Annotated in this window: 21 protein-coding genes; 18 read left to right on the top strand and 3 right to left on the bottom strand. The window is 40.2% G+C overall.

Features of this window, described 5'->3' with window-relative positions; all coding sequences use genetic code 11:
• Nucleotides 1–144: 144 nt before the first annotated feature.
• From ACY3XC_RS04460 to ACY3XC_RS04410, 11 genes are all read left to right on the top strand, one after another.
• Complete coding sequence (locus ACY3XC_RS04460) at nt 145–807, top strand: CoA transferase subunit A (protein WP_464867428.1); 663 nt, start codon at nt 145–147, stop codon at nt 805–807.
• Nucleotides 804–1,466, top strand: a complete 663-nt coding sequence (locus ACY3XC_RS04455) for a 3-oxoacid CoA-transferase subunit B (RefSeq protein WP_464867427.1) — start codon at nt 804–806, stop codon at nt 1,464–1,466. The genes ACY3XC_RS04460 and ACY3XC_RS04455 overlap by 4 nt, the downstream gene beginning before the upstream one ends.
• Nucleotides 1,466–2,656 (top strand): thiolase family protein, encoded by a 1,191-nt coding sequence (locus tag ACY3XC_RS04450; protein WP_464867426.1) that lies wholly within the window; start codon nt 1,466–1,468, stop codon nt 2,654–2,656. Before ACY3XC_RS04455 ends, ACY3XC_RS04450 begins: the two co-directional genes overlap by 1 nt.
• The gene (locus ACY3XC_RS04445; protein ID WP_464867425.1) at nt 2,644–4,029 is read left to right on the top strand and encodes an aspartate aminotransferase family protein; all 1,386 of its coding nucleotides are present in this window, start codon (nt 2,644–2,646) and stop codon (nt 4,027–4,029) included. The genes ACY3XC_RS04450 and ACY3XC_RS04445 overlap by 13 nt, the downstream gene beginning before the upstream one ends.
• Nucleotides 4,013–5,308 (top strand): aspartate aminotransferase family protein, encoded by a 1,296-nt coding sequence (locus tag ACY3XC_RS04440; protein WP_464867424.1) that lies wholly within the window; start codon nt 4,013–4,015, stop codon nt 5,306–5,308. Before ACY3XC_RS04445 ends, ACY3XC_RS04440 begins: the two co-directional genes overlap by 17 nt.
• Nucleotides 5,309–5,350: 42 nt before the next feature.
• Nucleotides 5,351–6,811 carry an aldehyde dehydrogenase family protein gene (locus tag ACY3XC_RS04435; RefSeq protein ID WP_464867423.1) on the top strand — a complete coding sequence of 487 codons (1,461 nt, stop codon included), beginning with the start codon at nt 5,351–5,353 and terminating at the stop codon, nt 6,809–6,811.
• A 34-nt stretch (nt 6,812–6,845) separates the two neighbouring features.
• Nucleotides 6,846–8,366, top strand: a complete 1,521-nt coding sequence (locus tag ACY3XC_RS04430) for a M81 family metallopeptidase (protein ID WP_464867422.1) — start codon at nt 6,846–6,848, stop codon at nt 8,364–8,366.
• On the top strand, nt 8,354–8,833 hold the full coding sequence (locus tag ACY3XC_RS04425; protein WP_464867421.1) for a GNAT family N-acetyltransferase: 480 nt from the start codon (nt 8,354–8,356) through the stop codon (nt 8,831–8,833). Before ACY3XC_RS04430 ends, ACY3XC_RS04425 begins: the two co-directional genes overlap by 13 nt.
• 58 nt (nt 8,834–8,891) lie before the next feature.
• Entirely contained in the window at nt 8,892–10,301 is a 1,410-nt protein-coding gene (gene kamA, locus ACY3XC_RS04420) for a lysine 2,3-aminomutase (RefSeq protein ID WP_464867420.1), read from the top strand.
• Nucleotides 10,302–10,303: 2 nt separating this feature from the next.
• Nucleotides 10,304–10,582 (top strand): YokU family protein, encoded by a 279-nt coding sequence (locus tag ACY3XC_RS04415; RefSeq protein WP_464867419.1) that lies wholly within the window; start codon nt 10,304–10,306, stop codon nt 10,580–10,582.
• 171 nt (nt 10,583–10,753) lie between these two features.
• The gene (locus ACY3XC_RS04410; protein ID WP_464867418.1) at nt 10,754–12,256 is read left to right on the top strand and encodes an amino acid permease; all 1,503 of its coding nucleotides are present in this window, start codon (nt 10,754–10,756) and stop codon (nt 12,254–12,256) included.
• Nucleotides 12,257–12,521: 265 nt separating this feature from the next.
• Here ACY3XC_RS04410 and rpsD read toward each other — a convergent pair whose 3' ends face one another.
• On the bottom strand, nt 12,522–13,124 hold the full coding sequence (gene rpsD / locus ACY3XC_RS04405) for a 30S ribosomal protein S4 (protein WP_179160057.1): 603 nt from the start codon (nt 13,122–13,124) through the stop codon (nt 12,522–12,524).
• A gap of 320 nt (nt 13,125–13,444) precedes the next feature.
• Here rpsD and megL point away from each other — a divergent pair, with 320 nt between their 5' ends.
• Nucleotides 13,445–14,632, top strand: coding sequence for a methionine gamma-lyase (gene megL / locus ACY3XC_RS04400; RefSeq protein WP_464867417.1), 1,188 nt, complete (start codon nt 13,445–13,447; stop codon nt 14,630–14,632).
• Between the two features lie 28 nt (nt 14,633–14,660).
• Here the strand turns inward: megL and ACY3XC_RS04395 are convergent, their stop codons facing one another.
• A complete protein-coding gene (locus tag ACY3XC_RS04395; RefSeq protein WP_464867416.1) occupies nt 14,661–15,143 on the bottom strand; it encodes a GAF domain-containing protein in 483 nt (160 codons plus the stop codon).
• Between the two features lie 153 nt (nt 15,144–15,296).
• Between ACY3XC_RS04395 and refZ the strand changes: the two genes are divergently transcribed.
• The 6 genes from refZ to mbcS all read left to right on the top strand — a co-directional run bounded on the left by refZ (nt 15,297) and on the right by mbcS (nt 22,484).
• Nucleotides 15,297–15,926 carry a forespore capture DNA-binding protein RefZ gene (gene refZ, locus ACY3XC_RS04390; RefSeq protein ID WP_464867415.1) on the top strand — a complete coding sequence of 210 codons (630 nt, stop codon included), beginning with the start codon at nt 15,297–15,299 and terminating at the stop codon, nt 15,924–15,926.
• 295 nt (nt 15,927–16,221) lie between these two features.
• A complete protein-coding gene (gene ezrA / locus ACY3XC_RS04385; RefSeq protein ID WP_464867414.1) occupies nt 16,222–17,907 on the top strand; it encodes a septation ring formation regulator EzrA in 1,686 nt (561 codons plus the stop codon).
• A gap of 126 nt (nt 17,908–18,033) precedes the next feature.
• Nucleotides 18,034–19,176, top strand: a complete 1,143-nt coding sequence (locus tag ACY3XC_RS04380; protein WP_464867413.1) for a cysteine desulfurase family protein — start codon at nt 18,034–18,036, stop codon at nt 19,174–19,176.
• A 1-nt stretch (nt 19,177) separates the two neighbouring features.
• On the top strand, nt 19,178–20,386 hold the full coding sequence (thiI, locus tag ACY3XC_RS04375; protein WP_464867412.1) for a tRNA uracil 4-sulfurtransferase ThiI: 1,209 nt from the start codon (nt 19,178–19,180) through the stop codon (nt 20,384–20,386).
• A 152-nt stretch (nt 20,387–20,538) separates the two neighbouring features.
• Nucleotides 20,539–20,745, top strand: a complete 207-nt coding sequence (locus tag ACY3XC_RS04370; protein WP_464867411.1) for a small, acid-soluble spore protein, alpha/beta type — start codon at nt 20,539–20,541, stop codon at nt 20,743–20,745.
• Between the two features lie 155 nt (nt 20,746–20,900).
• Nucleotides 20,901–22,484, top strand: a complete 1,584-nt coding sequence (gene mbcS, locus ACY3XC_RS04365) for an acyl-CoA synthetase MbcS (protein ID WP_464867410.1) — start codon at nt 20,901–20,903, stop codon at nt 22,482–22,484.
• Nucleotides 22,485–22,526: 42 nt separating this feature from the next.
• Here the strand turns inward: mbcS and ACY3XC_RS04360 are convergent, their stop codons facing one another.
• On the bottom strand, nt 22,527–23,330 hold the full coding sequence (locus ACY3XC_RS04360) for an NAD kinase (RefSeq protein ID WP_464867409.1): 804 nt from the start codon (nt 23,328–23,330) through the stop codon (nt 22,527–22,529).
• Nucleotides 23,331–23,375: the final 45 nt, after the last annotated feature.

Raw genomic sequence — 23,375 nt, 5'->3', positions numbered from 1 at the left:
TTAAAACCGGGCAAACATGAACTCTGTGTAAGAAATGTTCGTTGAAACGACATTTTTTATAGAGATTTATGTTTTGCTCGGTTTTTTATTTTACCAAACGGTTAACACCCACAAAAGTCGATGGAGAGGCAGGGATAAAAAAACATGAGCAAGCTGATAACATGCGCAGAAGCCGTAAAAAAGGTTAAAAGCGGCTCTCGAATAATGGTAGGTGGATTTGGTCTTATAGGAAGTCCACTTAGTTTAATTGCCGGTTTGGCTCTATCGGAAGTGATGGACTTAGAGATTATTAGTAATAACCTAGGTGAACCGGGCAGAGGTCTTGGAGTTTTAGTACGGCAAAAGCAAGTAAAAAAAGCAATAGGTTCGTATTTTACATCAAATCCAGAAGTGGTTAAAGCTCATCAGGATAAAGAATTAGAAGTGGAGCTTCTTCCACAAGGAACGATGTCTGAAGCCATTCGAGCGGGCGGTGCGGGATTAGGAGGGTTTTATACACCAGTCAGCGTAGGAACGAAAATCGCTGAAAACAAAGAAGAGCGTACCCTTAATGGTAAAAAGTATGTATTCCAAGAGCCTCTTAGAGCCAATTTTTCACTAATTAAAGCGAAAAAGGCAGATAAATTAGGAAATCTCATATACAACAAATCGGCAAGAAACTTTAATCCGATGATGGCAACAGCTGCGGATGTGGTTATTGCAGAGGTGGACGAGATTGTTGAGGTAGGCCAAATTTCTCCTGAGGAAATTGTGACTCCTCATTTATACGTTGATTATCTTGTTGTGAAGGGGGGGGGACTAGCTTGAATATGAAACAATACATTGCACAAAGAGCAGCAAAGGAATTGAAGGATGGCGATATCGTCAATTTGGGGATAGGGATTCCAACACTAGTGGCTGATCATATTCCATCAGATGTTAACGTTTTTTTACACTCGGAAAACGGCATTCTTGGTGTAGGTCCTACGCCAGAACAAGAGCATATTGACCAAAATCTTGTCAATGCGGGGAAACTGCCTGTCACAGTTTTGGAAGGAGCATCCTTTTTTGATAGCGCTTCCTCTTTTGCGATGATTCGCGGAGGGCATGTAAGCGTTTCAATCCTTGGGGTGTTACAAATTGATCAAGTTGGGCGGATTGCCAACTGGGCCGTCCCAGGAAAAAGTGTTCTAGGTGTAGGTGGGGCGATGGATTTATTGGAAGGCTCCAAAAAGGTCATCGTAACAACAATGCATACATCTAACCAAGGAGATTCAAAAATCGTCAAGGAATTAACTTATCCGGTCACATCGGAACGAAAAGTGGATTTAATTATTACCGATTTGGCGGTGTTCGCTGTAAAGGAAGATGGACTTCATCTTATTGAGCTCTCCCCTGGAGTTTCCCTTGAGGAAATTCAACAGAAAACGGACGCACCCTTCCAAATTGCTGAATCTTTCAATATAGGCAAAGAGGTGACTGTATAGTGGTTGTAATTGTAAATGCATTTCGGACGGCTATTGGAAGCTTCGGTGGATCACTGGCAGATACTCCCCCCGAAGTGCTCGTTTCCCTCATCATGAAAAATAATCTTTCTGCTTCTGGTTACGGTGCCAATATTATTGATGAAGTCATCGTTGGACAAACAAAGCAAAGTGCGCATGCTCCGAATATTGCAAGAGTCGCGGCATTACAGGCACATTTTCCCGAAACGATTCCTGCTTATACTGTTCATCGCCAGTGCGGTTCAGGCATGCAGGCTGTCATTAACGGAGCGATGTCCATTTTGACTGGTCAGGCTGACGTCGTTTTAGCAGGAGGCGTCGAAAACATGTCACAAGCACCTCATTATACGGTTGGGACTCGATTTGGGAACAAGATGGGTGATATGACGCTGTATGATTCAAATACGGAGAGTCAGCCAAAATCGCAGCCAGAGGAGATATACGGTCGTTTTACGATGGGGAAAACAGCTGAGTGGCTGGCTGAAAAATATAACATAAGCCGCCGCGAACAAGATGAATTTGCTTTCAGGAGTCAGCAGAAAACGAAACGTGCAATTGAAAGGGGTCATTTTGAAGAAGAGATCATACCTGTTCCGGTAAAGGAAGGAAAAAAGGGGATTAGACACTTTGCGATAGATGAATACCCAAGATTGACGGACATTGAAAAGTTAGGAACACTAAATTCTGTGTTTCAAAAGGATGGTACGGTAACAGCTGGAAACTCATCTGGAAGAAATGATGGAGCTTCGATGCTGCTGTTGATGTCAGAAGAAAAAGCGATACAGCTTGGAGTGGTCCCGATGGCAAGGATTCGTTCCTTTGCTGCAGCGGGTGTATCACCAAAAGAAATGGGTATCGGTCCGGTTCCTGCATCCCAGATTGCGTTGAAAAAAGCGGGTCTTAGTTTGGAAGATATCGATTTAATTGAATTAAATGAAGCATTCTCCGCTCAAAGCCTTGCTTGTTTAAAAGAATGGGACATAAAAGGAGACAACGTGAATGTAAACGGTGGGGCGATTGCCTTGGGCCATCCCCTTGGATGCTCCGGTGCAAGGATCGTCACTACATTATGTCATGAGCTTGAAAAACAAAAACGGCAATATGGCCTTGCGACGATTTGTGTGGCGGGTGGATTAGGAATGGCAATGGTGGTGGAAAGATGGATGGAATAAAAAAGGACTACGTGTTTCATCGTGATTTAAAAAAGGAGTATCCGATTATTACCCACGGTGCAGGGGTCTATCTTATAGATGAGAACGGGAAAAAATATTTGGATGCTTGCTCGGGAGCGGTTGCAGCTAACTTGGGCCATGGGATTACTTCTATAGGAGAGGCCATGGCAGAACAAGCAAAAAAAGCAGCTTTCGTCCATACCATGCGCTTCGAGACGAAAGCGTTACATAAGCTGGCTGAAACAATTGGAAAAATGGCTCCAGACCATTTAAATAAAGTGTATTTTACAACCGGGGGCTCCGAAGCAAATGAAAGCGCTTTGAAGCTGGCGAGGCAATATCATCGGGACGGCGGCAGACCCCAAAAACACATTGTGATCGGGCGATGGCAATCGTATCACGGAAACACCATAGGTTCTTTATCCGCAGGAGGAGACGTTAAAAGAAGGCATGCATACACTCCTAATCTTTTAAACTATGCCCATGTCTATTCTCCATACTGCCACCGATGTCCATACGATCGTCAAAAAGATGATTGTCTCTCTAAACAAAACTGGACGTGTGTAACGGATATTGAAAGAACCATTTTTGAGCTAGGTCCTGAGAATGTGTCGGCATTTATTGCCGAACCGATTGTTGGAAGCCAGCAAGGGGCTGTTCCGCCGCCGCCGGGTTATTTTGAGAAAGTTCGAGAGCTGTGTGATCGATACGAAATCGTCTTAATTATCGATGAAGTGATGACTGGCTTTGGCCGTACTGGTACCAATTTTGCGACAGAACAAATTGGAATCAAGCCTGATATTATCACATTCGGAAAAGGGGTATCAGCGGGATATGCCCCCCTCGCCGGAATGATCGTTCATGATCGGTTAATCGACGGACTCATTCAAAACAGTGACGGGAAATTCATTCACGGTTACACATATAGTGGGCATCCTGTTGCTGTTGCAGCCGGTATTGCTGCATTGGACGTTTATGAGCGAGATATGGTGCTGGAAAACGTCAAAAAACAAGGTACCTACCTTGTCAAACGTCTAAAGGAACTGAAGCAAAAACATTCTTATATATCTGATGTTCGCGGCAGAGGGCTTTTAGTAGGTATAGAGCTTGTGAAGGATTATGGCCAGGACCTGTTGTTCGATCCATCCGAAAAAGCTGCAGAAAGATTGAATGGAATTGCGATGGAACTTGGTGCGGTTTTTTATCCTGGTTCTGGTTCAATTGACGGCACAAAGGGGGAGCACCTCATCATCAGCCCTCCATTAAATGTTACGAGAACAGAAATTGATGAGATTGTAAGAATTTTAGATGATTCATTCGCGATATTCAAAGGTCGATTAAGAAAGGATGAGATTTATGAAATTACAAAATAAAACAGAAGAGATTAAAGAAAAGGCACAAAAACATTTATCACCGGTTATGACAAGGGTAACGGAGCTTGTCATTGAAAAAGCGCATGGAGCCAAATTTTGGACGACAGACGGAAAGGAGTATATCGATTTCGTTTCCGGAGTGGCTGTCAACGCTGTCGGGCATACCAACGGGAAAATGGTGGAAGCCATTAAAAAGCAAGCTGAAGCCTTGATTCATCTTGGATTGAACTATGGTTATTACGAAACAGCAGCAAATTTGGCGGAAAAGCTTGCTCATATTACACCAGGAAATCTAGACACTGTCTTTTTCTCCAATTCGGGAGCGGAAGCTATTGATGGTGCACTCAAACTAGCGAAAGCGTCTACAGGCAGACCTGCCATCATAGCTTTTGAAGGATCGTTTCACGGCCGCACATTAGGAGCAACAGCGATTACGGCATCGAGCTCTAAATACCGTCGTTATTATGAACCGATTTTAGGAGAGGTGTATCACGTACCATATCCGTATCCGAGCCAGCTGAAAAACATTAGAGAAGAAGAAGCTGAAGAGTATTGCTTAAATCAGCTCCAAAAATTGTTCGATTTACGCGTGGACCCTTCACGTGTAGCGGCAATCATCATTGAACCTGTAATGGGTGAAGGCGGCTATTATCCGGCACCGCCAAGCTTTTTGCAGGAGTTAAGAAAGATTACAGAGGAACACGGCATTTTGCTTATTTTTGATGAAGTACAAACAGGATTTGGCCGTACAGGCAAAATGTTTGCGGCAGAGCATGCGAATGTGACCCCTGATATTTTAGTATTGGCAAAAGCTCTCTCCGGCGGCATGCCTCTTGGTGCTATTGTAGCAAGTCGTGAGCTTCATGAAAAATGGCCGACGGCTGGTCATGGTTCGACATTTGGAGGAAATCCAATATCTTGTGCTGCGGCATTGGCAAATATAGAGGTCATTGAGGAAGAGAAGTTAGTAGAACGCAGTGCTAAACTCGGTGCCGAGATTGTCGGCCGACTTCATAACTCTGTAGGACATTTACCAGGCATTGTTGAAGTTCGAGGAATCGGCATGATGATTGGTATTGAATTCGATTCGGAATCTGCTGCTTTCTTTGTACCGAAAATTAAATTGAAAGCACTGGAAAATGGATTGCTCATTATGAACTGTGGTGTAAGCGGGCAAACAATCCGATTAATGCTGCCTCTTAATATTCAAGAAGATGTGCTAGATATAGGATTAACGATTTTAGAAGATGTGATAACAGAAACTATATCCGGAAACTAATTTTTGATTACTAGGTATACAACGAAAAAGGAGGTCAAGTTTATGTCCAGCCAAATCAAAACAGAAATTCCTCAGGGAGATCTTTATATAAATGGAAAATGGGTAAGTGCTCCCGATCAGTCCTACTTTGAAAGCTTAAATCCGGCAACGGGGGAACTTGTCGGCATATGTGCGGCTGCCACAACAGAGCAAGTGGATGAAGCTGTCACAAAAGCGAATGAAGCGTATTCACAATGGAAAAACACCCCCATACCAGAACGAGCGGCCTATTTAACGAAAGCAGCACAATTGTTTGAGAGACGAAAAGAGGAACTTGCTAGTGTCATGACAATGGAGATGGGAAAAGTACTGCCAGAATCTTTAGGCGAAGTTGGAGTGGTCATCGCGACTGCTCAATATATGTCAGGTGAAGGACGACGCCTCTTTGGAGAAACGGTCCCGACTGGCTTCCTAGATCGGAACGTAAGAATGGTCCGTGAACCTCTTGGAGTTGCGGCGTGCATTACCCCCTGGAACTTCCCGGTTGCGCTTGCTTCCTACAAAATCTTTTCAGCCCTGATTTCTGGTAATACCGTCGTATGGAAGCCGGCTTCAGAGGTTGCGCTATCAGCAAAGATATTTGTGGAAGTGTTAGATGAAGCTGGATTGCCAGCAGGGGTTGTGAACTTAATTACCGGTTCAGGAAGAACAGTTGGTCAAACACTCGCAGAGCATGCAGATATTAAAATCATTTCGTTTACGGGCTCAACAGAAGTCGGACAAAAGCTGGCTGAAATGAGCAGTAAAACGTTAAAACGTATTTCATTGGAATTGGGTGGAAAAAATGCAGTGATCGTCTTGAAGGACGCGGACTTGGACAAGGCGGCAGACGGAATCGTAAAATCAGCGTTTACGACGACTGGTCAGCGCTGTACAGCGGCAAGTCGAGTAATCGTTGAACGTCCAGTAAAGGAACTGCTCGTACAAAAAGTAGTTGAATTAACAAAGTCTATGAAAATAGGAAATGGACTTGAAGAAGGGAAACAAGTGGGCCCTCTCGTAAATGAAGACCAGCTTCATACAGTCGAAAAATATGTAAAAACAGCGATTGAAGAAGGCGGAAAAATTGTGTCAGGCGGGCAGCGTGTCAAAGAATTAGGCGGTTATTACTATGAGCCGACCATCATCGAGAATGTGAAACCGAATGATACTATTGCACAGGAAGAAATCTTTGGTCCTGTTCTTGCCATCATTGAAGTAGATTCATATGAGGAAGCCATGGAGGTAAATAACGGAACGATTTATGGGTTATCGACTTCCATTTATACTGAGAGCCTTCACTATGCGAACCGTGCTGCAAAGGAAGCGGTAAGCGGACTTGTCTATATTAATAACGGAACATCCAATGCCGAGATGGGAGTGGCGTTTGGGGGGATGAAAATGTCCGGAAACGGTCACCGTGAAGTTTCCCATCATGTATTTGATGTCATGACAGAGTGGAAGTCAATATATACGAACTATTAATTGACGGACAATATCTATTATTAGGTGGGAGAACATGAGAAAAAATCGTATCGGTATTGCATTCTTTTACCATGAATCCCACAGTTTCAGCCCGATGAAAACTGAAATCCAGCAGTTTCGAAATGAAGGTTACTTTATCGGCGATGAAATTTATGATGCCTATAATGGTACGAAAACGGAAGTGGGCGGGTTTTTGGATGTATTGAAACAAGAAAGGGATGTAGTAATCGTACCGCTGCTTTGTGCGGCTGCGATTCCCTCGGGAGTGGTATCAACAGAGGCGTACTCCATCATCGAAAAAAAAATGCTGGAGTCCATCCAGCAGGCGGGAAGGCTCGACGGATTATTGCTGGCACTGCATGGGGCAATGGTGGTGGAGAACCTCTTTGACCCGGAAGAGCATTTACTCGGGAAAATTCGCGAGCTGATTGGACCGAATGTCCCGATTGCGACAACACTGGATATGCACGCCAATTTAAGTGAAAAAATGGTTCATTACACACCACTTCATTTTGGATTTAAAACCTATCCACATGTTGATATGTATGAACAAGGCGTTCATGCGGCATTGGCTTTATTGAAGCAATTAAAGGAAGATGTACTTTATTATGCTTCTTTTGAAAAATTGCCGATGATGCCTCCCTCTATCAATATGAGAACGGCAGAAGGGCCGATGCACAAAATGATAGAGTGGGCGAAACAGGCCGAAGAGGAAGAAGGAATTTATAATGTGTCCGTATTTGGCGGCTTTCCGTACTCGGATATTCCCATGGTCGGTGCCAGTGTACTTGTGGTTTCACTCGATCCACAAAAAGGAAAAGAGACTGCCCAAAAGATGGCATCCTTGTTCTGGAGTGTCAGAGAAGAATTTATCATGGAATTGCCAAGTGTAAAAGAGGGGCTCGATTTGGCGATGTCGATTGAAGATGACAAACCGGTCGTGCTGGCGGATATCTCGGATAATCCTTTAAGCTGCGGGAGCGGGGATACAACAGCGCTGCTTCGGGAGATGGTGAAGATGAACATTTCTGACACGCTGTTTGGAGGACTCTACGATCAAGAATCCCTCGAGGCTTGCCGCAAAAAAGGGGTCGGAAAAAAGGTATTATTGTCCCTAGGAGGGAAAGTATCACCTGAATTTGGGGAGCCCGTTCATGTCGAAGCAACGGTCGTGGCCTTATCAGACGGTGTATTTCACAATTCTGGGCCGTTCAATCAGCATTTAAGAGTCGATTTAAAAGGAGCGGCACACATTCGTGTTGGCAAGATGGATATACTCCTCATTGGAAGGCCGATGTCAGCGAATGATCCGGAAATGTTTCGTCATATTGGCCTTGAGCCGCAGGCAAAGAGAATTCTTGGGTTAAAGGCTAAAAATCATTTTCGGGCTGCGTTTGAGCCGATTGTTGGCCGTATCATTTATGTGGATGCACCTGGTGTTGCCTCCAATCGTTTAACAACTTTTACGTATCGATACATTCCTAAGCCAATTTGGCCGCTGGATGATATCCAATATGAAGTAGAACAGGGGGGGACGGAAAAATGGAAACATTGAACAAAACCTATTATGTCGAAGTACCACCTTCATTGAATCCAGAACAACTGAAAATGATGATGGAGCTTGAGCAAGATGCATTTCCAGGATTAGGAGCAGTAGATGAACAAGCCCTTGTCCCGCTCACACGCTACGGGAAACTTATTCAATACCGGCAGCAAAATGATCCAAGGCCGATTGCGATTTGCGAATTGATGAGAGCTTACAATGATATTCATAAAGCCTACATTTTTGGGTTTTATGTCCGCTCCGACCAGCAAGGGAAAGGAATAGGAAAATTATTCTTTGAGGAAATTTATCCGATTTTAAAACAAGATGGATTTCATAAGGTTTGCTTAACCGTCAGTACTCAAAACAAGGCAGCCGTCAAGTTATATGAAAAATTAGGGTTTGTCATTCAAGAGACGAGATTCGATGAATTTGGTCAAGGGGAAAATCGCTACTATATGGAATACTCCATTTCTTAATAAACAGAGATTTCATTAAAGGGTATAAAAAATCAACTAATTTAGGGGGAGTTTAATCATGAGAAACACTTTATTCAAACCGAAAAGGCATTGGAAAGAAATCGAGCTTTGGAAGGATGTAACGGAGGAGCAATGGAATGATTGGGTTTGGCAGCTGACGAATACAATCAAAAGTTTAGAGGACTTAAAGAAAGTTGTTAACTTAACACCTGATGAAGAAGAAGGTGTTAAAATTGCAACAAAAACAATCCCATTAAACATCACCCCTTATTATGCATCGCTTATGGATCAAGATGATCCAAGATGTCCGGTTCGTATGCAGTCAGTTCCAATTGGCCAGGAATTGCATAAAACAAGATATGATTTAGAGGATCCCCTGCATGAAGATGAAGATTCGCCGGTACCTGGGTTAACGCATCGTTATCCCGATCGCGTGTTGTTCCTAGTAACAAACCAATGCTCCATGTACTGCCGTTACTGCACGAGAAGACGCTTCTCCGGACAAATCGGAATGGGCGTACCAAAGAAACAGTTAGACACAGCGATTAATTATATCGCATCTAACCCACAAATTCGAGATGTGTTAATTTCTGGAGGAGACGGGCTCCTTATTAATGACAATATTTTAGAATATATTTTAAAGAATTTACGTGAGATTCCGCATGTAGAAATAATCCGTATCGGTACAAGGGCACCTGTTGTGTTCCCGCAGCGAATTACAGAAAATCTTTGTAATATCTTGAAAAAGTATCATCCAGTTTGGTTGAATACACATTTCAATACATCTATTGAAATTACGGAAGAATCGAAGCGTGCATGTGAAATGCTTGCAAATGTTGGGGTACCGCTTGGTAACCAATCGGTTATTTTAGCAGGCATTAACGATAGTGTGCCGATTATGAAACAACTAATGCATGACCTTGTTAAAATTCGCGTTCGTCCATATTACATTTACCAATGCGATTTATCAGAAGGGATTGGCCATTTCCGTGCACCAATCAGCAAAGGATTGGAAATTATGGAAGGACTCCGCGGCCATACATCGGGTTACGCCGTTCCTACATTTATTGTTGATGCCCCGGGTGGAGGCGGTAAAATTCCATTGCAGCCGAACTATATCATTTCTCAAAGTTCTAATAAAGTAGTATTACGTAATTTTGAAGGTGTCATTACATCTTATCCGGAGCCAGAAAATTATCAGTCAGGCAGTGCAGAGAATTACTACAAAAAAGTATATCCTGAGGTGTTTGAAAAGTTTGAAAGTAATGGAGTTCTATCCATTATTGATGACACGAAATTTAACCTTACACCAGAAGGCTTAAACCGTTTAGATCGTCGCAAAACATATAAGGAAAATCCTGAGCATAGCTCTTTAAAGGATAAACGTGACAAACGTGATGAGTTAAAGGAGAAGAAATTCCAATCGCAACTGAGTAAGTTTGAGACAGTTGGAGCGAGGGAGGAGTAGTTATGATTTGTCAATGGTGCGAATCTGACACAGCGCGTGAAACAAGCAACACGGTATATTGGGAACTTCCAGATGGTACACAAGCGATTGAAATTCGGGACACACCCTCCGTTAACTGCTTGGAATGCGGAATGACCTATCAAACAGATAATACGGTGAAAGAAATCGAGGATCATCTATTTTTAATTGATTGCTCAAAGCTCGGAAAAAGTATGAACTATGACACCCTAATGGCTGCTCCGCGCTTATTGAAGCGAAACTACTTTGATTTTTCGAAATAAATAGCGAGCCGTCTCCCATTTTTCGATAATTACCTGCAATGAACTTCTATTCCTATGGACAATTTATCCCTATCACTTCAAAAAGGGATAAATTGTCCTAAACAATCTACAATGATAGATTCCTTATAGTTAGATAGATACTTATAGTTCAAAATTGAAGGGAGACAATGCATGGAAGCAATCAAAAGCTATACTAACAACGAAAATAATCAGAATAATCAGAATCACAATGGGAGTAAAGAGCAAATTAAACGCAATCTAAAAGCACGTCACTTGACGATGATTGCTATTGGCGGATCAATTGGGACAGGATTGTTTTTAGCGACAGGTGCGTCTATTCAAACAGCTGGACCCGGTGGGGCGCTAATAGCTTATGGAGCTATCGGCATCATGGTCTACTTTTTGATGACAAGTCTCGGGGAAATGGCTACCTTAATGCCGGTTTCAGGATCCTTTTCAACCTATGCCAACCGTTTTGTCGACCCGGCATTTGGTTTTGCGCTCGGGTGGAATTATTGGTTTAACTGGGCTGTTACATTGGCGGTTGAAATCGTTGCATCAGCTATTATTATGAAGTTCTGGTTTCCGGATGTACCGAGTATCGTATGGAGCGCACTGTTTTTAGGACTAATCTTCTTATTGAATGCATTGTCGGTTAAAAGTTATGGTGAGTCGGAGTATTGGTTTGCCTTAATAAAAGTAGTGACAATCATCGTTTTCATTGGAGTAGGCTTGCTCACCATTTTCGGTATTCTGGGTGGACAGTTTATCGGGTTTAAGAACTTTACTATAGGAGATGCCCCAATCAGTGGCGGCATTTTATCCATCTTTAGTATTTTTTTCATCGCAGGTTTTTCTTTTCAAGGAACGGAACTCGTGGGAATTGCTGCAGGAGAAAGTGAAGAGCCTGAGAAAAACGTACCAAAGGCGATTCGACAAGTATTTTGGCGTATTCTTCTATTTTATATCGCTGCCATTGCTGTCATTGGCCTTATTATACCTTATACCAGTCCTGACCTGTTAGGCGTGGATGTCGACAACATTGCTGTCAGCCCTTTTACCCTGGTATTTGAGAAAGTGGGTATTGCGTTTGCGGCATCTGTGATGAATGCTGTCATTTTAACATCGGTCTTATCAGCGGGAACATCCGGTTTATATGCATCGACACGTATGCTTTGGTCCATGGCAAAGGACGGACAGGCACCTAAATTTTTACAAAATGTAAATGATCGCGGGATTCCGATGAATGCCCTTGTCACAACGACAATTATCGGAGGCATGGCCTTTTTAACGTCCATTTTTGGAGATCAAGTGTATACATGGTTATTAAATGCGTCAGGTTTAACTGGGTTTATTGCATGGCTTGGGATTGCAGTAAGCCACTACCGTTTTAGAAAAGCATATATGGCCCAGGGCAGGGACTTGAATGATTTGAAATATAAAGCGAAATGGTTCCCGCTCGGTCCGATTCTCGCTTTTGCAATGTGTGTTATTGTCATTCTCGGCCAAAATTATCAAGCTTTTTTAACTAGTGAAATTGATTGGTATGGTATAGCCGTTTCCTATATTGGTTTACCAATCTTTTTGGTATTATGGCTCGGGTATAAACTCATTCATAAAACGAAGGTCGTTCCACTAAAGGAATGTTCTTTTGAAGATATGTCATCTAAATAGAGATATCGTGATTCGTTTCCCTCCGCCACTCATTATTAGCCAATAGGTTGTAGCTTGTGCAATTGAACGAATTCAAAACTAGATTTCCCTTAGAAGCAAAAAGATCTTGCATATCATGCAAGGTTTTTTTGCTTCTAATAGTAAGAAAAAATAAAGATCAGGAGAATACAAAAAACTACATAGCAGAGTAAAAGTAAAAAAACCCTAGAAGCGTTATATCAACGCTTCTAGGGTTTTTGTTATTGCTGTTTAATAAGGAAATCAATTAACGTGAGTAGAACTCGACGATAAGAGTTTCGTTAATTTCAGCAGGTAATTCAGAACGCTCAGGTGAACGAGTGAATGTACCTTCAAGCTTGTCTGCATCAAAAGTTAAGAAGTCAGGAACGAAGTTGTTTACTTCGATAGCTTCTTTAACAGCAGTAAGATTACGTGATTTTTCACGAAGAGTGATAGTTTGACCAGCAGCTAAACGGTATGAAGGGATATCTACGCGAGATCCATCAACCATAATGTGACCATGGTTTACTAATTGACGAGCTGCACGACGAGTACGAGCTAAACCTAAACGGTAAACTACGTTGTCAAGACGTGATTCAAGTAGGATCATGAAGTTTTCACCGTGAACCCCACCCATTTTGCCAGCTTTGTCAAAAAGGTTACGGAATTGACGCTCAGTTACTCCATACATATGACGAAGTTTTTGCTTTTCTTGTAATTGCAATCCGTATTCAGAAAGCTTCTTACGTTGGTTTGGACCATGTTGTCCAGGAGCGTAAGGACGCTTTTCTAATTCTTTACCTGTGCCGCTTAGAGAGATTCCAAGACGACGAGAGATTTTCCAGCTTGAGCCAGTATAACGAGCCATGAATGACTCCTCCTTAGTGTTTTTATTTTGGTAAAATAAAAACCGTTATGAAACATCAATGATAGCCATTTTGTTTTCATGCACCTTCGCCCTAGCAGCAGAGGGTTACAAGATACACCATCAGAAGAGTTCGCTGACTCTTGAGGAACAAAATGAATCCATTCAAGTGTTCACATAGGCTGCAGTTATTTTACACAAATGATATTATATAATTTTATTCAACAATGTGTCAAGTTAATTTCAGGAAAATCCTATCCATAAATGAATAGTATATAGAAACAGATAAAAAAAGTAAGCGTTTTAAAATAGGAGGAGTCAGAGTGGAAAATAAAAATTTACGGTTTGAAACGGAAACAATTCATGCTGGGTACAGTTCAGAAGAACACCAAGGAAGCTTAGTTCCTCCCTTGTATCAAACTTCCTCGTTTACCTTTGATAGTGCGGAGCAAGGAGAAAGGAGATTTGCCGGGCAAGAAGAAGGATTTGTTTATTCCCGTCTAGGAAACCCAACAGTAAAAATCCTTGAAGATAGAATGGCAAAGCTTGAACAAGGGGAAGCAGCCTTAGCCTTTTCCTCAGGGATGGCAGCAGTATCTGCTGTGTTGACGGCTTTAACTAAAACAGGTGACCATATCTTGTGTTCGCAAGGTGTATATGGCTGTACGTTCGGTTTGCTGCAATTATTAAAAAGGAAATATAACATTAGCCATGATTTTTCAGCAATGTCTACAATAGAAATGCTGGAAAAAGACCTCAAACCTAATACAGCCTGTATCTATATTGAAACCCCGATCAATCCCACCATGAAACTTATTGATCTAGAATTAGTTGCAAGTGTTGCAAAACAACGTGGTATTCCCGTTGTGGTGGATAATACATTTTGCTCTCCGTATTTACAGACGCCTATCAGCCATGGCTGCGATGTTGTTCTTCATAGTGCGACCAAATATATTTGTGGTCATGGCGATGTCATTGCAGGGATTGTAATTGGTAAAAGTGAGTTTATCCAAACAGTATCAAGAACCACTCAAAAAGATATGGGCGGTATTATTTCTCCATTCGATGCTTGGCTTTTACTGCGGGGATTAAAAACATTGCCAGTTAGGATGGATCGTCACTGTGAGAATGCAAGCCTGCTCGTTGATTTTTTACGAAGTCATCAAAAGATTGAAACCATCTACTTTCCTGGTAATAGTGACTATGAAGAAGATCATTCAATCATGCATAAGCAAATGAAAAAACCAGGCGGATTAATTTCATTTGCAATCAAAGGAACAAAACAGACAGCTCAATTATTTATGAATCAGTTACAATTAATAAAAATTGCGGTGAGTCTAGGAGATGCAGAAACGTTAATACAGCACCCCGCTACGATGACGCATGCTGTCATACCAGAACTAGAACGAAGAAAAATGGGTATAGAAGATACATTGCTCCGGCTTTCTGTGGGTCTTGAAGCATGGGAAGATATAATGGAAGATATCGAGCAAGCGCTTGAGAAAATTTAAAAAACTCGCTGCGGCGAGTTTTTTGAATTTACAAATGTTCAATAAGAATGGCGGTAAGTCCTTCTAATTGCTCTTGGTCCAATTCGTCAAAACGATTTTTCTCTGGCGAGTCAATATCCAAGACACCCAGTAATTTTCCGTCTTTTATTAGGGGAATGACGATTTCAGAATTGGAGGCAGCATCACAGGCAATGTGTCCAGGAAATTGATGAACGTCTTCCACCCGGAGTGTTTCTCTAGTTTTGGCAGATGTACCGCATACACCTTTGCCAAGTGGAATGCGAACGCATGCTGGGAGACCTTGAAAGGGACCCAGTACTAGCTCATTGTTTTCATCCATTAAATAAAAACCTACCCAGTTTATGCGATCAAGAAACTGGTTTAATAATGCTGAAGCATTGCTAAGATTAGCGATCTGATTTTTCTCGCCATGGAGAAGGGCCTGGAATTGTTTTTTTACTAAATCGTAATTTTCCTGGCGGCTCCCTTTGTGCATTTCGACATTAAACATGGTTATTCTCCCATCTTTTTATTGTATTCTTATTTATTTTATCAAACTGACAAGAAAAAGAGCATACTTTGTCGATAAATTAATAAAGGAATCAACCCTGATAACAAGAATTGTTATAGTAAGGATAAAAGTAATTGATACAGGAGGTGTAGGATGAAAAAGGATTCTAAGGAAGAAATAGTAAAGGCAGCGATATCGCTTTTTAATTCAAATGGATATAGTGGAACGTCAATACGTGATATTGCAACCGTAGCCAGAGTGAACTCTGCAACCATCGCCTACCATTTTGAAAATAAGCTTGGATTATTAGAATATTGCTTTACTTACTTTTTTGAGCAATATCTTAGCATTATTGAAGAAAAGTTTACTTCAATGGATACAGGTGTAAAGGATTGTTTAAAACGAATTACTGCTGATTTGCTCCACTATCAATGTGAAAATATTGAACTTACAAGCTTCGTGTATCGAGAACTGTCAATGGATTCTCAGATGGTCAGAGAAATTATGTCCACCTATGCAGTAAAGGAAAAGTATTATTTTCAAAAGATATTTGAAAAAGGGTTTGAAAGGAAAGAATTCCGTCCACACTCTATCGCTTATCTAATTATCCAATACAAGGGTTTACTTATGATGCCGTTTATTAATGCTCATTATTTACGAGAAGTACTTTATATTTTTCCAAACGAGAGGTTCTTTGAACAAAAGTATTTAAAGGAAATCAACAATTGGATTGACAATACCTTAGGAACAAAATTAATAGAAAAGAAAGAGGCTATTTTATAAATTGAAACAAATAAACGGATTCTTATATGCTAAGCACTAGCTGGGAAAACAAATTTCCTTCAAGCAAGTGCTTTTTAGTTTGGATATTTATGGTAATGTGTGTTTTTAGGTGGGATTTGTCATAAATTAGTAAATTAAAATTTCTTTTACAAAAAAAATGAAAATAATAGTCAAAAAATGTCGTTAACATGGTATCATAGAGGCATTGAACTTACCAACAATTATAATTTATTTATAGATTAGTATCTAATGCTTTGAGGATTTAAATGAAGTGTTTGAAACAGGGGGCTTGAACGTGAAGTATTTTATTGGATTTATCATCCTGCTACTAGCCTTATTTGTATTGGGGTATTTTATAAAGAAAAAGTATTTTAAAGAGATGGATAGGTTAGAAGCCTGGAAAATTGATTTGTTTAATCGACCAATAATGGATGAAATGTCAAAGGTAAAACAATTGAATATGACCGGACAAACCGAAGAGTTATTCGAGGGCTGGCGTAACCAATGGGATGATATCGTAACCGTTAAATTACCTGATTTGGAAGAGATGTTATTTGACGCCGAAGAATATATAGACCGCTATCGCTTTAATAAGGCGAAAGGTATTCAACAGGAAATCAATAATAAATTGCAAACAACAGAAAATGAAATTAATAAAATTGTTGAGGAACTACATGAGCTTGTTGGTAGCGAAGAAAAAAACAGAACGGAAATTGAGCAGTTAAAGGAATTGTATCGGGAAACAAAAAAAACGCTGCTTGCTCATCGTCATAGTTTTGGCAAATCCGAAAAACATTTAGAAACCCAATTAGATGACGTAACGAAAAAGTTTCATGAATTTGATGAGAAGACTGTGAATGGCAACTATCTCGAGGCCCGTGAACTCGTACTGTCAATTCATGATCAGTTAGCAAATGTTAAAAAAAGTATGGAATTAATTCCTCAGCTTTTAATCGAGTGTCATTCACTTATACCAGCCCAATTAACTGATATTCTTGAAGGACATAGAGAGATGACTGAAAAAGGTTATTACTTAAGCCATATTCAGTTAGAAACTGAAATCGATAGTTTAAAAGAAAAATTGGTTGAGTATTTAGCCTTTATTGAAGAGACGAAAATTGAAAATGCACTAGAAGGAATTGGTGAGGTTAAAGAACGGATTGACATACTTTTTGACTTATTGGAAAAAGAAGTGAATGCCAAACATTTTATCCTCCAAAACGAAAAAGGTATGAGTGGACTCTTAAGTTCTGTACTAGAAGAACATGATCATCTTTCAAATGAAGTAAAGCATGTTCAAGAAAGCTACCATTTAACTGACAGTGATTTTGAAATACAAAGACACTTGGAAAAACAACTTGCCTCTGTTACAAAACATTATGAGATCTTAATGGAAAAAATGAATATGAATGAATCGGCATTAACGGTACTCTGTGAAGAATTGAAGGAAATAAAAACTCATATCGAAATGATTCAGGAAGAACAGGAAAATTTCGGACTCAAGCTTCAAGCGCTAAGGAAGGATGAGTTCGAAGCTCGAGAAACACTTAAGGACCTAACAAAAAAAGTGGGAGAAACGATTCGTTTGGTTTCCAAAAGTAATATTCCTGGATTACCAGAAGATTATCAGTACTTATATGAGGATACCAATGAGAGCCTTCAAAATGTAAGGCTGCAGCTTCAAGAAAAGCCGCTTAATATTTCCGCATTAAATCAATACTTAGAAATTGCAGTTTTAACGGTTGATAAATTGTCTAATACGACAGTCGAATTGATTGAGAATGTATTGCTTGCTGAAAAAGCAATTCAATATGGAAACAGGTATCGAAGTCAATATCCAACGGTTGCCAAAGGACTAAATGATGCAGAAACAGCATTTAGACATTTTGAGTACCAGGAAGCATTGGAACAGGCAGCGGCCTCCCTTGAATCCATCGACCCGGGAGCCTTAAAGAAAATTAAAGCTACTGTAGGAAAATAATGGAATGATTACTAAAAACCGATTCAGCCAACAATGGTGAATCGGTTTTTTTATCTAAACACAAACCTTTTTCAATTGATTAAGTTTGTGGTAAGATTTAGTCCTGCAAAGGTGAGGTGTAAAGATATGATTTATTTTGATAATAGTGCAACCACAAAGCCATATAAAGAGGTAGTAGACTCTTTTGTGAAGGTTTCCAGTGAATTTTTTGGCAATCCATCTTCTCTCCATGGATTAGGTGTTCAAGCTGAGAAACTTCTTACTCAGGCGCGAACCCAAGTGGCAAACCTTCTAGCTGTAAAACCAACTGAAATTTACATTACCTCCGGTGGTACAGAAAGTAATAACCTGGCTATTAAAGGGAGTGCTATTTTACATAAAAATAAAGGAAAACACTTGATTTTATCTAGTATCGAGCACCCTTCAGTCCGTGGAGCAATGGAGCAGCTGGAGAAGTTAGGATTTGAAATTACCTATTTGCCAGCTGATCATAATGGAAGAGTGAAGGTAGAGGATGTAAAAGCTTCTATTCAAAAGAATACAATACTTGTATCTGTTATGCAGGTGAATAATGAGGTTGGAACCATACAGCCTATTACTGAGATTGGTGAACTCTTGAACCAATACCCAAACATTCTCTTTCACGTAGACGCTGTACAAGCTATCGGTAAGGTTCCATTAAACCTAATGGAAAATAGTGTGGATTTATGTTCATTTTCAGCACATAAGTTTCATGGATTAAAGGGCACTGGTGCACTCTTTGTTAAAGAAGGTGTTAGATTGGACCCTCTGCTTTCGGGCGGCAACCAAGAATGGAAAGTAAGAAGCGGCACGGAGAATGTAGCAGGTGCTGTCGCAATGGCTAAGGCTTTAAGGATGACGATAGGGAACAGTGAAACAGGATTAGAAAGAATGAAAGTGGTTAAATCACTTCTGAGAAAAGGGCTAGGCAGGATTGATGGCGTTACAATCAATACACCGCTTGAAAATTCTGCACCGCATATTCTAAACTTTTCAATCAGAGGTGTTAAAGCAGAAGTTTTAATCCATACTCTAGAGCAAAAAGAAATCTATTTATCGACAACAAGTGCCTGTTCTTCTAAGAAACAATTACCTAGTCAAACACTCTTAGCGATGGGGGTTCCAGACGATTTGGCTGACAGTGCGTTTAGAATAAGTTTATCCTACGATAATACGGAGGATGAGGCACAAAAGGTAATTATGGCGATTGAAGAAGGTGCCAAACAACTAAGAAAGGTTATGAATTAATATGATATATGATCGTATCCTGATTCGCTATGGTGAAATCTCTACCAAAGGCAGAAATCGGAAGAAATTTGTAGACAAGTTAAGAAAGAGCGTACGAATCGCATTGGCTCCTTTTCCAAAGATAAAGATACGGGCTGAGCGTGACAGGATGTACGTTCTTGTAAATGGCGAAAACGTTCAAGAAATCATCAAGTCTTTGAAAAATATTTTTGGTATTCAGTCCCTTAGTCCTGCAATAAGAGTTGAACGAGACCTTGAACAAATGAAAGAGGCTGCCCTTTCCTTAGTTAAAAGTCTGTACAAAGAGGGGCAAACCTTTAAAATTTCTCCTAAACGTTCTGATAAATCTTTTGAGTTGGATACAGCTGGTATCAATCATACATTTGGCGGGCATATTCTCGAAAATATACCAGGCATAAAGGTTGACGTGAAAAATCCTGATATAAACTTGAAAATGGAGGTTCTAGCTGAGGCCATCTACATGTCATGTGAGAATATCTTAGGAGCTGGCGGACTGCCAGTTGGCTCTAGCGGTAAAGCAATGTTGATGCTGTCAGGTGGAATTGATAGTCCAGTTGCAGGCTATTTGACCATGAAACGAGGGGTAGAAATTGAGGCTGTACATTTTTTCAGTCCCCCGTATACAAGTGAAAGATCTAAAGAGAAAGTAATTGATTTAGCCAAAAAACTTTCTGAAATTTTTGGTTCAATGAAGCTTCATATTGTCCCATTTACGACAATACAGCAAACCATAAAGGAACAAATTCCTGAAAATTATTCGATGACCACAACAAGAAGGTTTATGCTTCGTATCACAGATGAAATTAGAAAAAAACAAGAAGCTCTAGCGATCATTACCGGTGATAACCTTGGGCAGGTCGCAAGTCAAACATTGGAAAGCATGTATGCCATTAATGAGGTAACGAATACCCCAATCCTAAGGCCGCTGCTGACAATGGACAAAAATGATATTATTAAAATCGCCAAAGACATTGATACCTATGATATCTCAATCAGACCCTTCGAGGATTGCTGTACAATCTTTGTCCCATCCTCACCAAAAACAAAACCAAAAAGAGAAAAAGTCCAACACTACGAAAGCTTCCATGACTTTGACTCCTTAATAGAAGAAGCAGTACAAAAGACAGAAACCCTAACAATCAAACCAGATACAAAACAAGTAACTGATGAATTCGAGGATTTATTTTAAATAAATTGTGATATGTTCAGCCAATCAACATTCTCGTGAACAGTATCTGTAAATATGAAAAATGTGAAGTATTTGTGAACAATTACCAATTATAAAAAGGAATACTGCCATGTGATTCTACACATTCTATACTCACAAGGAGGTGATATCACATGGCTAGTAACAACAACTCAAATCAATTACTTGTACCTGGTGTAGAACAAGCTCTTTCTCAAATGAAATACGAAATTGCTACTGAATTTGGTGTACAACTTGGTGGGGATACTACTTCACGCGCTAACGGTTCTGTTGGTGGTGAAATCACTAAGCGTTTAGTCGCAATGGCTGAGTCTCAATTAGGCGGCGGATTTTCACGATAACAAATAAATAAGATGGCTACAGAGAGTGGGATTTTTCCCACTCTCTTTCTTTTGTACAAAAAAACTATTTTTAGAATAATAATTTTAAATTTTTGAATAATTTTGTATAATAGAATTTGTGATAATGCTTTTTAATTTGAGTGAGGGGGAGAAACATGAACCGCGAAGAATTAATTGCACCAGAAAAGTATAATCTTGTATCGGAAGTAGAACGTTTTGCAAAAGATCCAGAAAGATTAGCATTAAAATGGGAAAATGAATTAGGGGAAACAAATCAGGTTACATATGAAGAGTTATTAAAAAAGGTGAATCAAGCGGGCAATGTTTTCACACAAAATGGTCTAAAAAAAGGCGATGTTGTCCTAGTCATCATTCCAAGACTAATTGAGGCCTATGTTGTTTACTTAGCGGCGTTAAAAGCTGGACTAGTTGTCATTCCAAGCTCAGAAATGCTCCGTGAAAAGGACCTTCAATATCGCATTACCCATGGTGATGTAAAAGCGGTCATTAGTTATTATCCGTATGTTGATCAATTTGAAAATATTTCCAGTGAAGAACCCCTTGTGAAGATATCAGTTGGAGAAAAGCAAGATGGATGGATCTTTTTGGAGGAAGAAATGAAAGCGTCATCACAAGAGTTTGAGTTTGCTGAAACACTTCGTGATGACATGGCATTTTTATCGTATACATCAGGAACAACCGGTAATCCAAAAGGGGTTGTACATACACATGGATGGGCATTTGCACATTTAAAAACAGCTGCACCAAAATGGCTTTGTATTGAAGATGGTGATACCGTTTGGGCAACTGCTGCGCCAGGCTGGCAAAAGTGGATTTGGAGTCCATTTTTATCGGTTCTTGGTTCAGGCGGAACTGGGCTAGTGTATAACGGCAAGTTTGATCCTCAAAAGTATTTAAGCCTTCTAGAGAAATATTCCGTTAATGTCCTTTGCTGTACACCAACTGAATATCGGATAATGGCAAAGGTAGAGAATCTAGGAGATTACAAATTACCTAGCCTGCATAGTGCTGTTTCTGCTGGGGAACCGCTTAATCGTGAGGTAATTGATACGTTTAAAAGACATTTTAATGTGGATGTCCGTGACGGCTATGGTCAGACCGAAAATACTTTATTGGTTGGAATAACAAAAGGAATGGAGCTTAAATCAGGTTCTATGGGCAAACCAACTCCGGGTAACAGGGTAGAAATCATAAATGAAGAAGGCGAAATTTGTTCAATTGGAGAAGTTGGGGATATCGCCGTGCACATAGAAACTCCTGCCTTATTTAAGAACTATTATAAGGATCCAGAAAGAACGGCAATGCAATTCCGTGGTGAATACTATATTACGGGTGATAAAGCAAAGAAGGATGAGGATGGTTACTTTTGGTTTGAAGGGCGTGGAGACGATATTATTATCAGTTCAGGCTACACAATTGGACCTTTTGAAGTTGAGGATGCACTTGTAAAACATCCATTTGTTAAAGAATGTGCAGTAGTGGCCAGCCCAGATGAAATTCGCGGCTTTATTGTAAAAGCGTTTGTCGTGTTAAAAGAGGATGTCAATGCAAATGACCCTGAATTAACCAAAAACCTTCAGGAGCATGTTAAGACACTTACAGCACCATACAAATATCCAAGGAAAATTGAATATTTGTCAGAACTTCCAAAAACAACATCAGGAAAAATCCGCCGAATCGAACTTCGCCAGCAAGAGTTACAATCCGTGAAACAATAATAATGAAAAAAGGCTGTCGTTCCCCAGACAGCCTTTTTGCTATTAAAGAAAGGTTCTTTTTACTTTTTCCCAGAAGGAGTTATCTTTTAACTTCAGGGTTTTAATCTTTTTATCACTGAGTTTAATTTGGACTTTATCAACATGCTGGATACTTAAAGCCTCATTGTCTAATCCCATAGTAGGATGCTCATTGCCCTCAGCAGAAATAATTTTAAGCGTAAGTGTGCGTTCGCCTCCAATAACAAAGGGAGAACCTAAGGTGCGGTACTTGTTATTATTAATGGATGCCACTTCACTTATTTGCATACACGGAATTAAGGGGTCAACAACAGCGCCATTAACAGATTTATTATAAGCTGTACTTCCAGTTGGAGTAGCAACGATTAAGCCATCTCCACGAAAGGTTTCAAAATGGAGGTCATTAATAAATACATCAAATTCAAGTGTTTTTATGATGGAGGAGCGAATACTAAACTCATTAAGACAGGGAAAAGTTCCTTGCCCGTCAACCATTACCTCTATAAATGGATAGCGGCGAACTTTTAACTGTTCATTTGAAACTGCCTCTATCATCTTAGAGGATTCATTGATTTTGAAGTCACAATACATACTTAAACTATCCTTGATTGTGATTCCACCGTAAAGAACATCATCCCTAAACCCAGTTTTCCTGACAGCTTGCAGGAATGTTCCATCATCACCAATGCTAGCAATGATATTGGCTTGACGGTGGTCCTTTACAATTGTTAGACCGTACTGCTCTGCCATTCCTTGTAAGTCTCCAACCTTTTCCAACATTTCATTATCTAAGTGGTGATAAAAAAAGATATTGCGTCTATGTCCCATGGTACCCTCCAGATTTTGGTTATTAATTTGTAAAAATAGCCCAAT

Source organism: Bacillus sp. CZDM1 (assembly GCF_055502545.1).
This window is presented reverse-complemented; position numbering and strand designations above follow the sequence as displayed.

Excerpts from the sequence above, each read along its gene's own strand:
- ACY3XC_RS04460 (WP_464867428.1), top strand. The coding sequence starts at position 145 with ATGAGCAAGCTGATAACATGCGCAGAAGCCGTAAAAAAGGTTAAAAGC.
- ACY3XC_RS04445 (WP_464867425.1), top strand. The coding sequence starts at position 2,644 with ATGGATGGAATAAAAAAGGACTACGTGTTTCATCGTGATTTAAAAAAG.
- ACY3XC_RS04440 (WP_464867424.1), top strand. The coding sequence starts at position 4,013 with ATGAAATTACAAAATAAAACAGAAGAGATTAAAGAAAAGGCACAAAAA.
- ACY3XC_RS04435 (WP_464867423.1), top strand. The coding sequence starts at position 5,351 with ATGTCCAGCCAAATCAAAACAGAAATTCCTCAGGGAGATCTTTATATA.
- ACY3XC_RS04430 (WP_464867422.1), top strand. The coding sequence starts at position 6,846 with ATGAGAAAAAATCGTATCGGTATTGCATTCTTTTACCATGAATCCCAC.
- ACY3XC_RS04425 (WP_464867421.1), top strand. The coding sequence starts at position 8,354 with ATGGAAACATTGAACAAAACCTATTATGTCGAAGTACCACCTTCATTG.
- kamA (WP_464867420.1), top strand. The coding sequence starts at position 8,892 with ATGAGAAACACTTTATTCAAACCGAAAAGGCATTGGAAAGAAATCGAG.
- ACY3XC_RS04415 (WP_464867419.1), top strand. The coding sequence starts at position 10,304 with ATGATTTGTCAATGGTGCGAATCTGACACAGCGCGTGAAACAAGCAAC.
- ACY3XC_RS04410 (WP_464867418.1), top strand. The coding sequence starts at position 10,754 with ATGGAAGCAATCAAAAGCTATACTAACAACGAAAATAATCAGAATAAT.
- rpsD (WP_179160057.1), bottom strand. The coding sequence starts at position 13,124 with ATGGCTCGTTATACTGGCTCAAGCTGGAAAATCTCTCGTCGTCTTGGA.
- ACY3XC_RS04395 (WP_464867416.1), bottom strand. The coding sequence starts at position 15,143 with ATGTTTAATGTCGAAATGCACAAAGGGAGCCGCCAGGAAAATTACGAT.
- refZ (WP_464867415.1), top strand. The coding sequence starts at position 15,297 with ATGAAAAAGGATTCTAAGGAAGAAATAGTAAAGGCAGCGATATCGCTT.
- ACY3XC_RS04380 (WP_464867413.1), top strand. The coding sequence starts at position 18,034 with ATGATTTATTTTGATAATAGTGCAACCACAAAGCCATATAAAGAGGTA.
- thiI (WP_464867412.1), top strand. The coding sequence starts at position 19,178 with ATGATATATGATCGTATCCTGATTCGCTATGGTGAAATCTCTACCAAA.
- ACY3XC_RS04370 (WP_464867411.1), top strand. The coding sequence starts at position 20,539 with ATGGCTAGTAACAACAACTCAAATCAATTACTTGTACCTGGTGTAGAA.
- mbcS (WP_464867410.1), top strand. The coding sequence starts at position 20,901 with ATGAACCGCGAAGAATTAATTGCACCAGAAAAGTATAATCTTGTATCG.
- ACY3XC_RS04360 (WP_464867409.1), bottom strand. The coding sequence starts at position 23,330 with ATGGGACATAGACGCAATATCTTTTTTTATCACCACTTAGATAATGAA.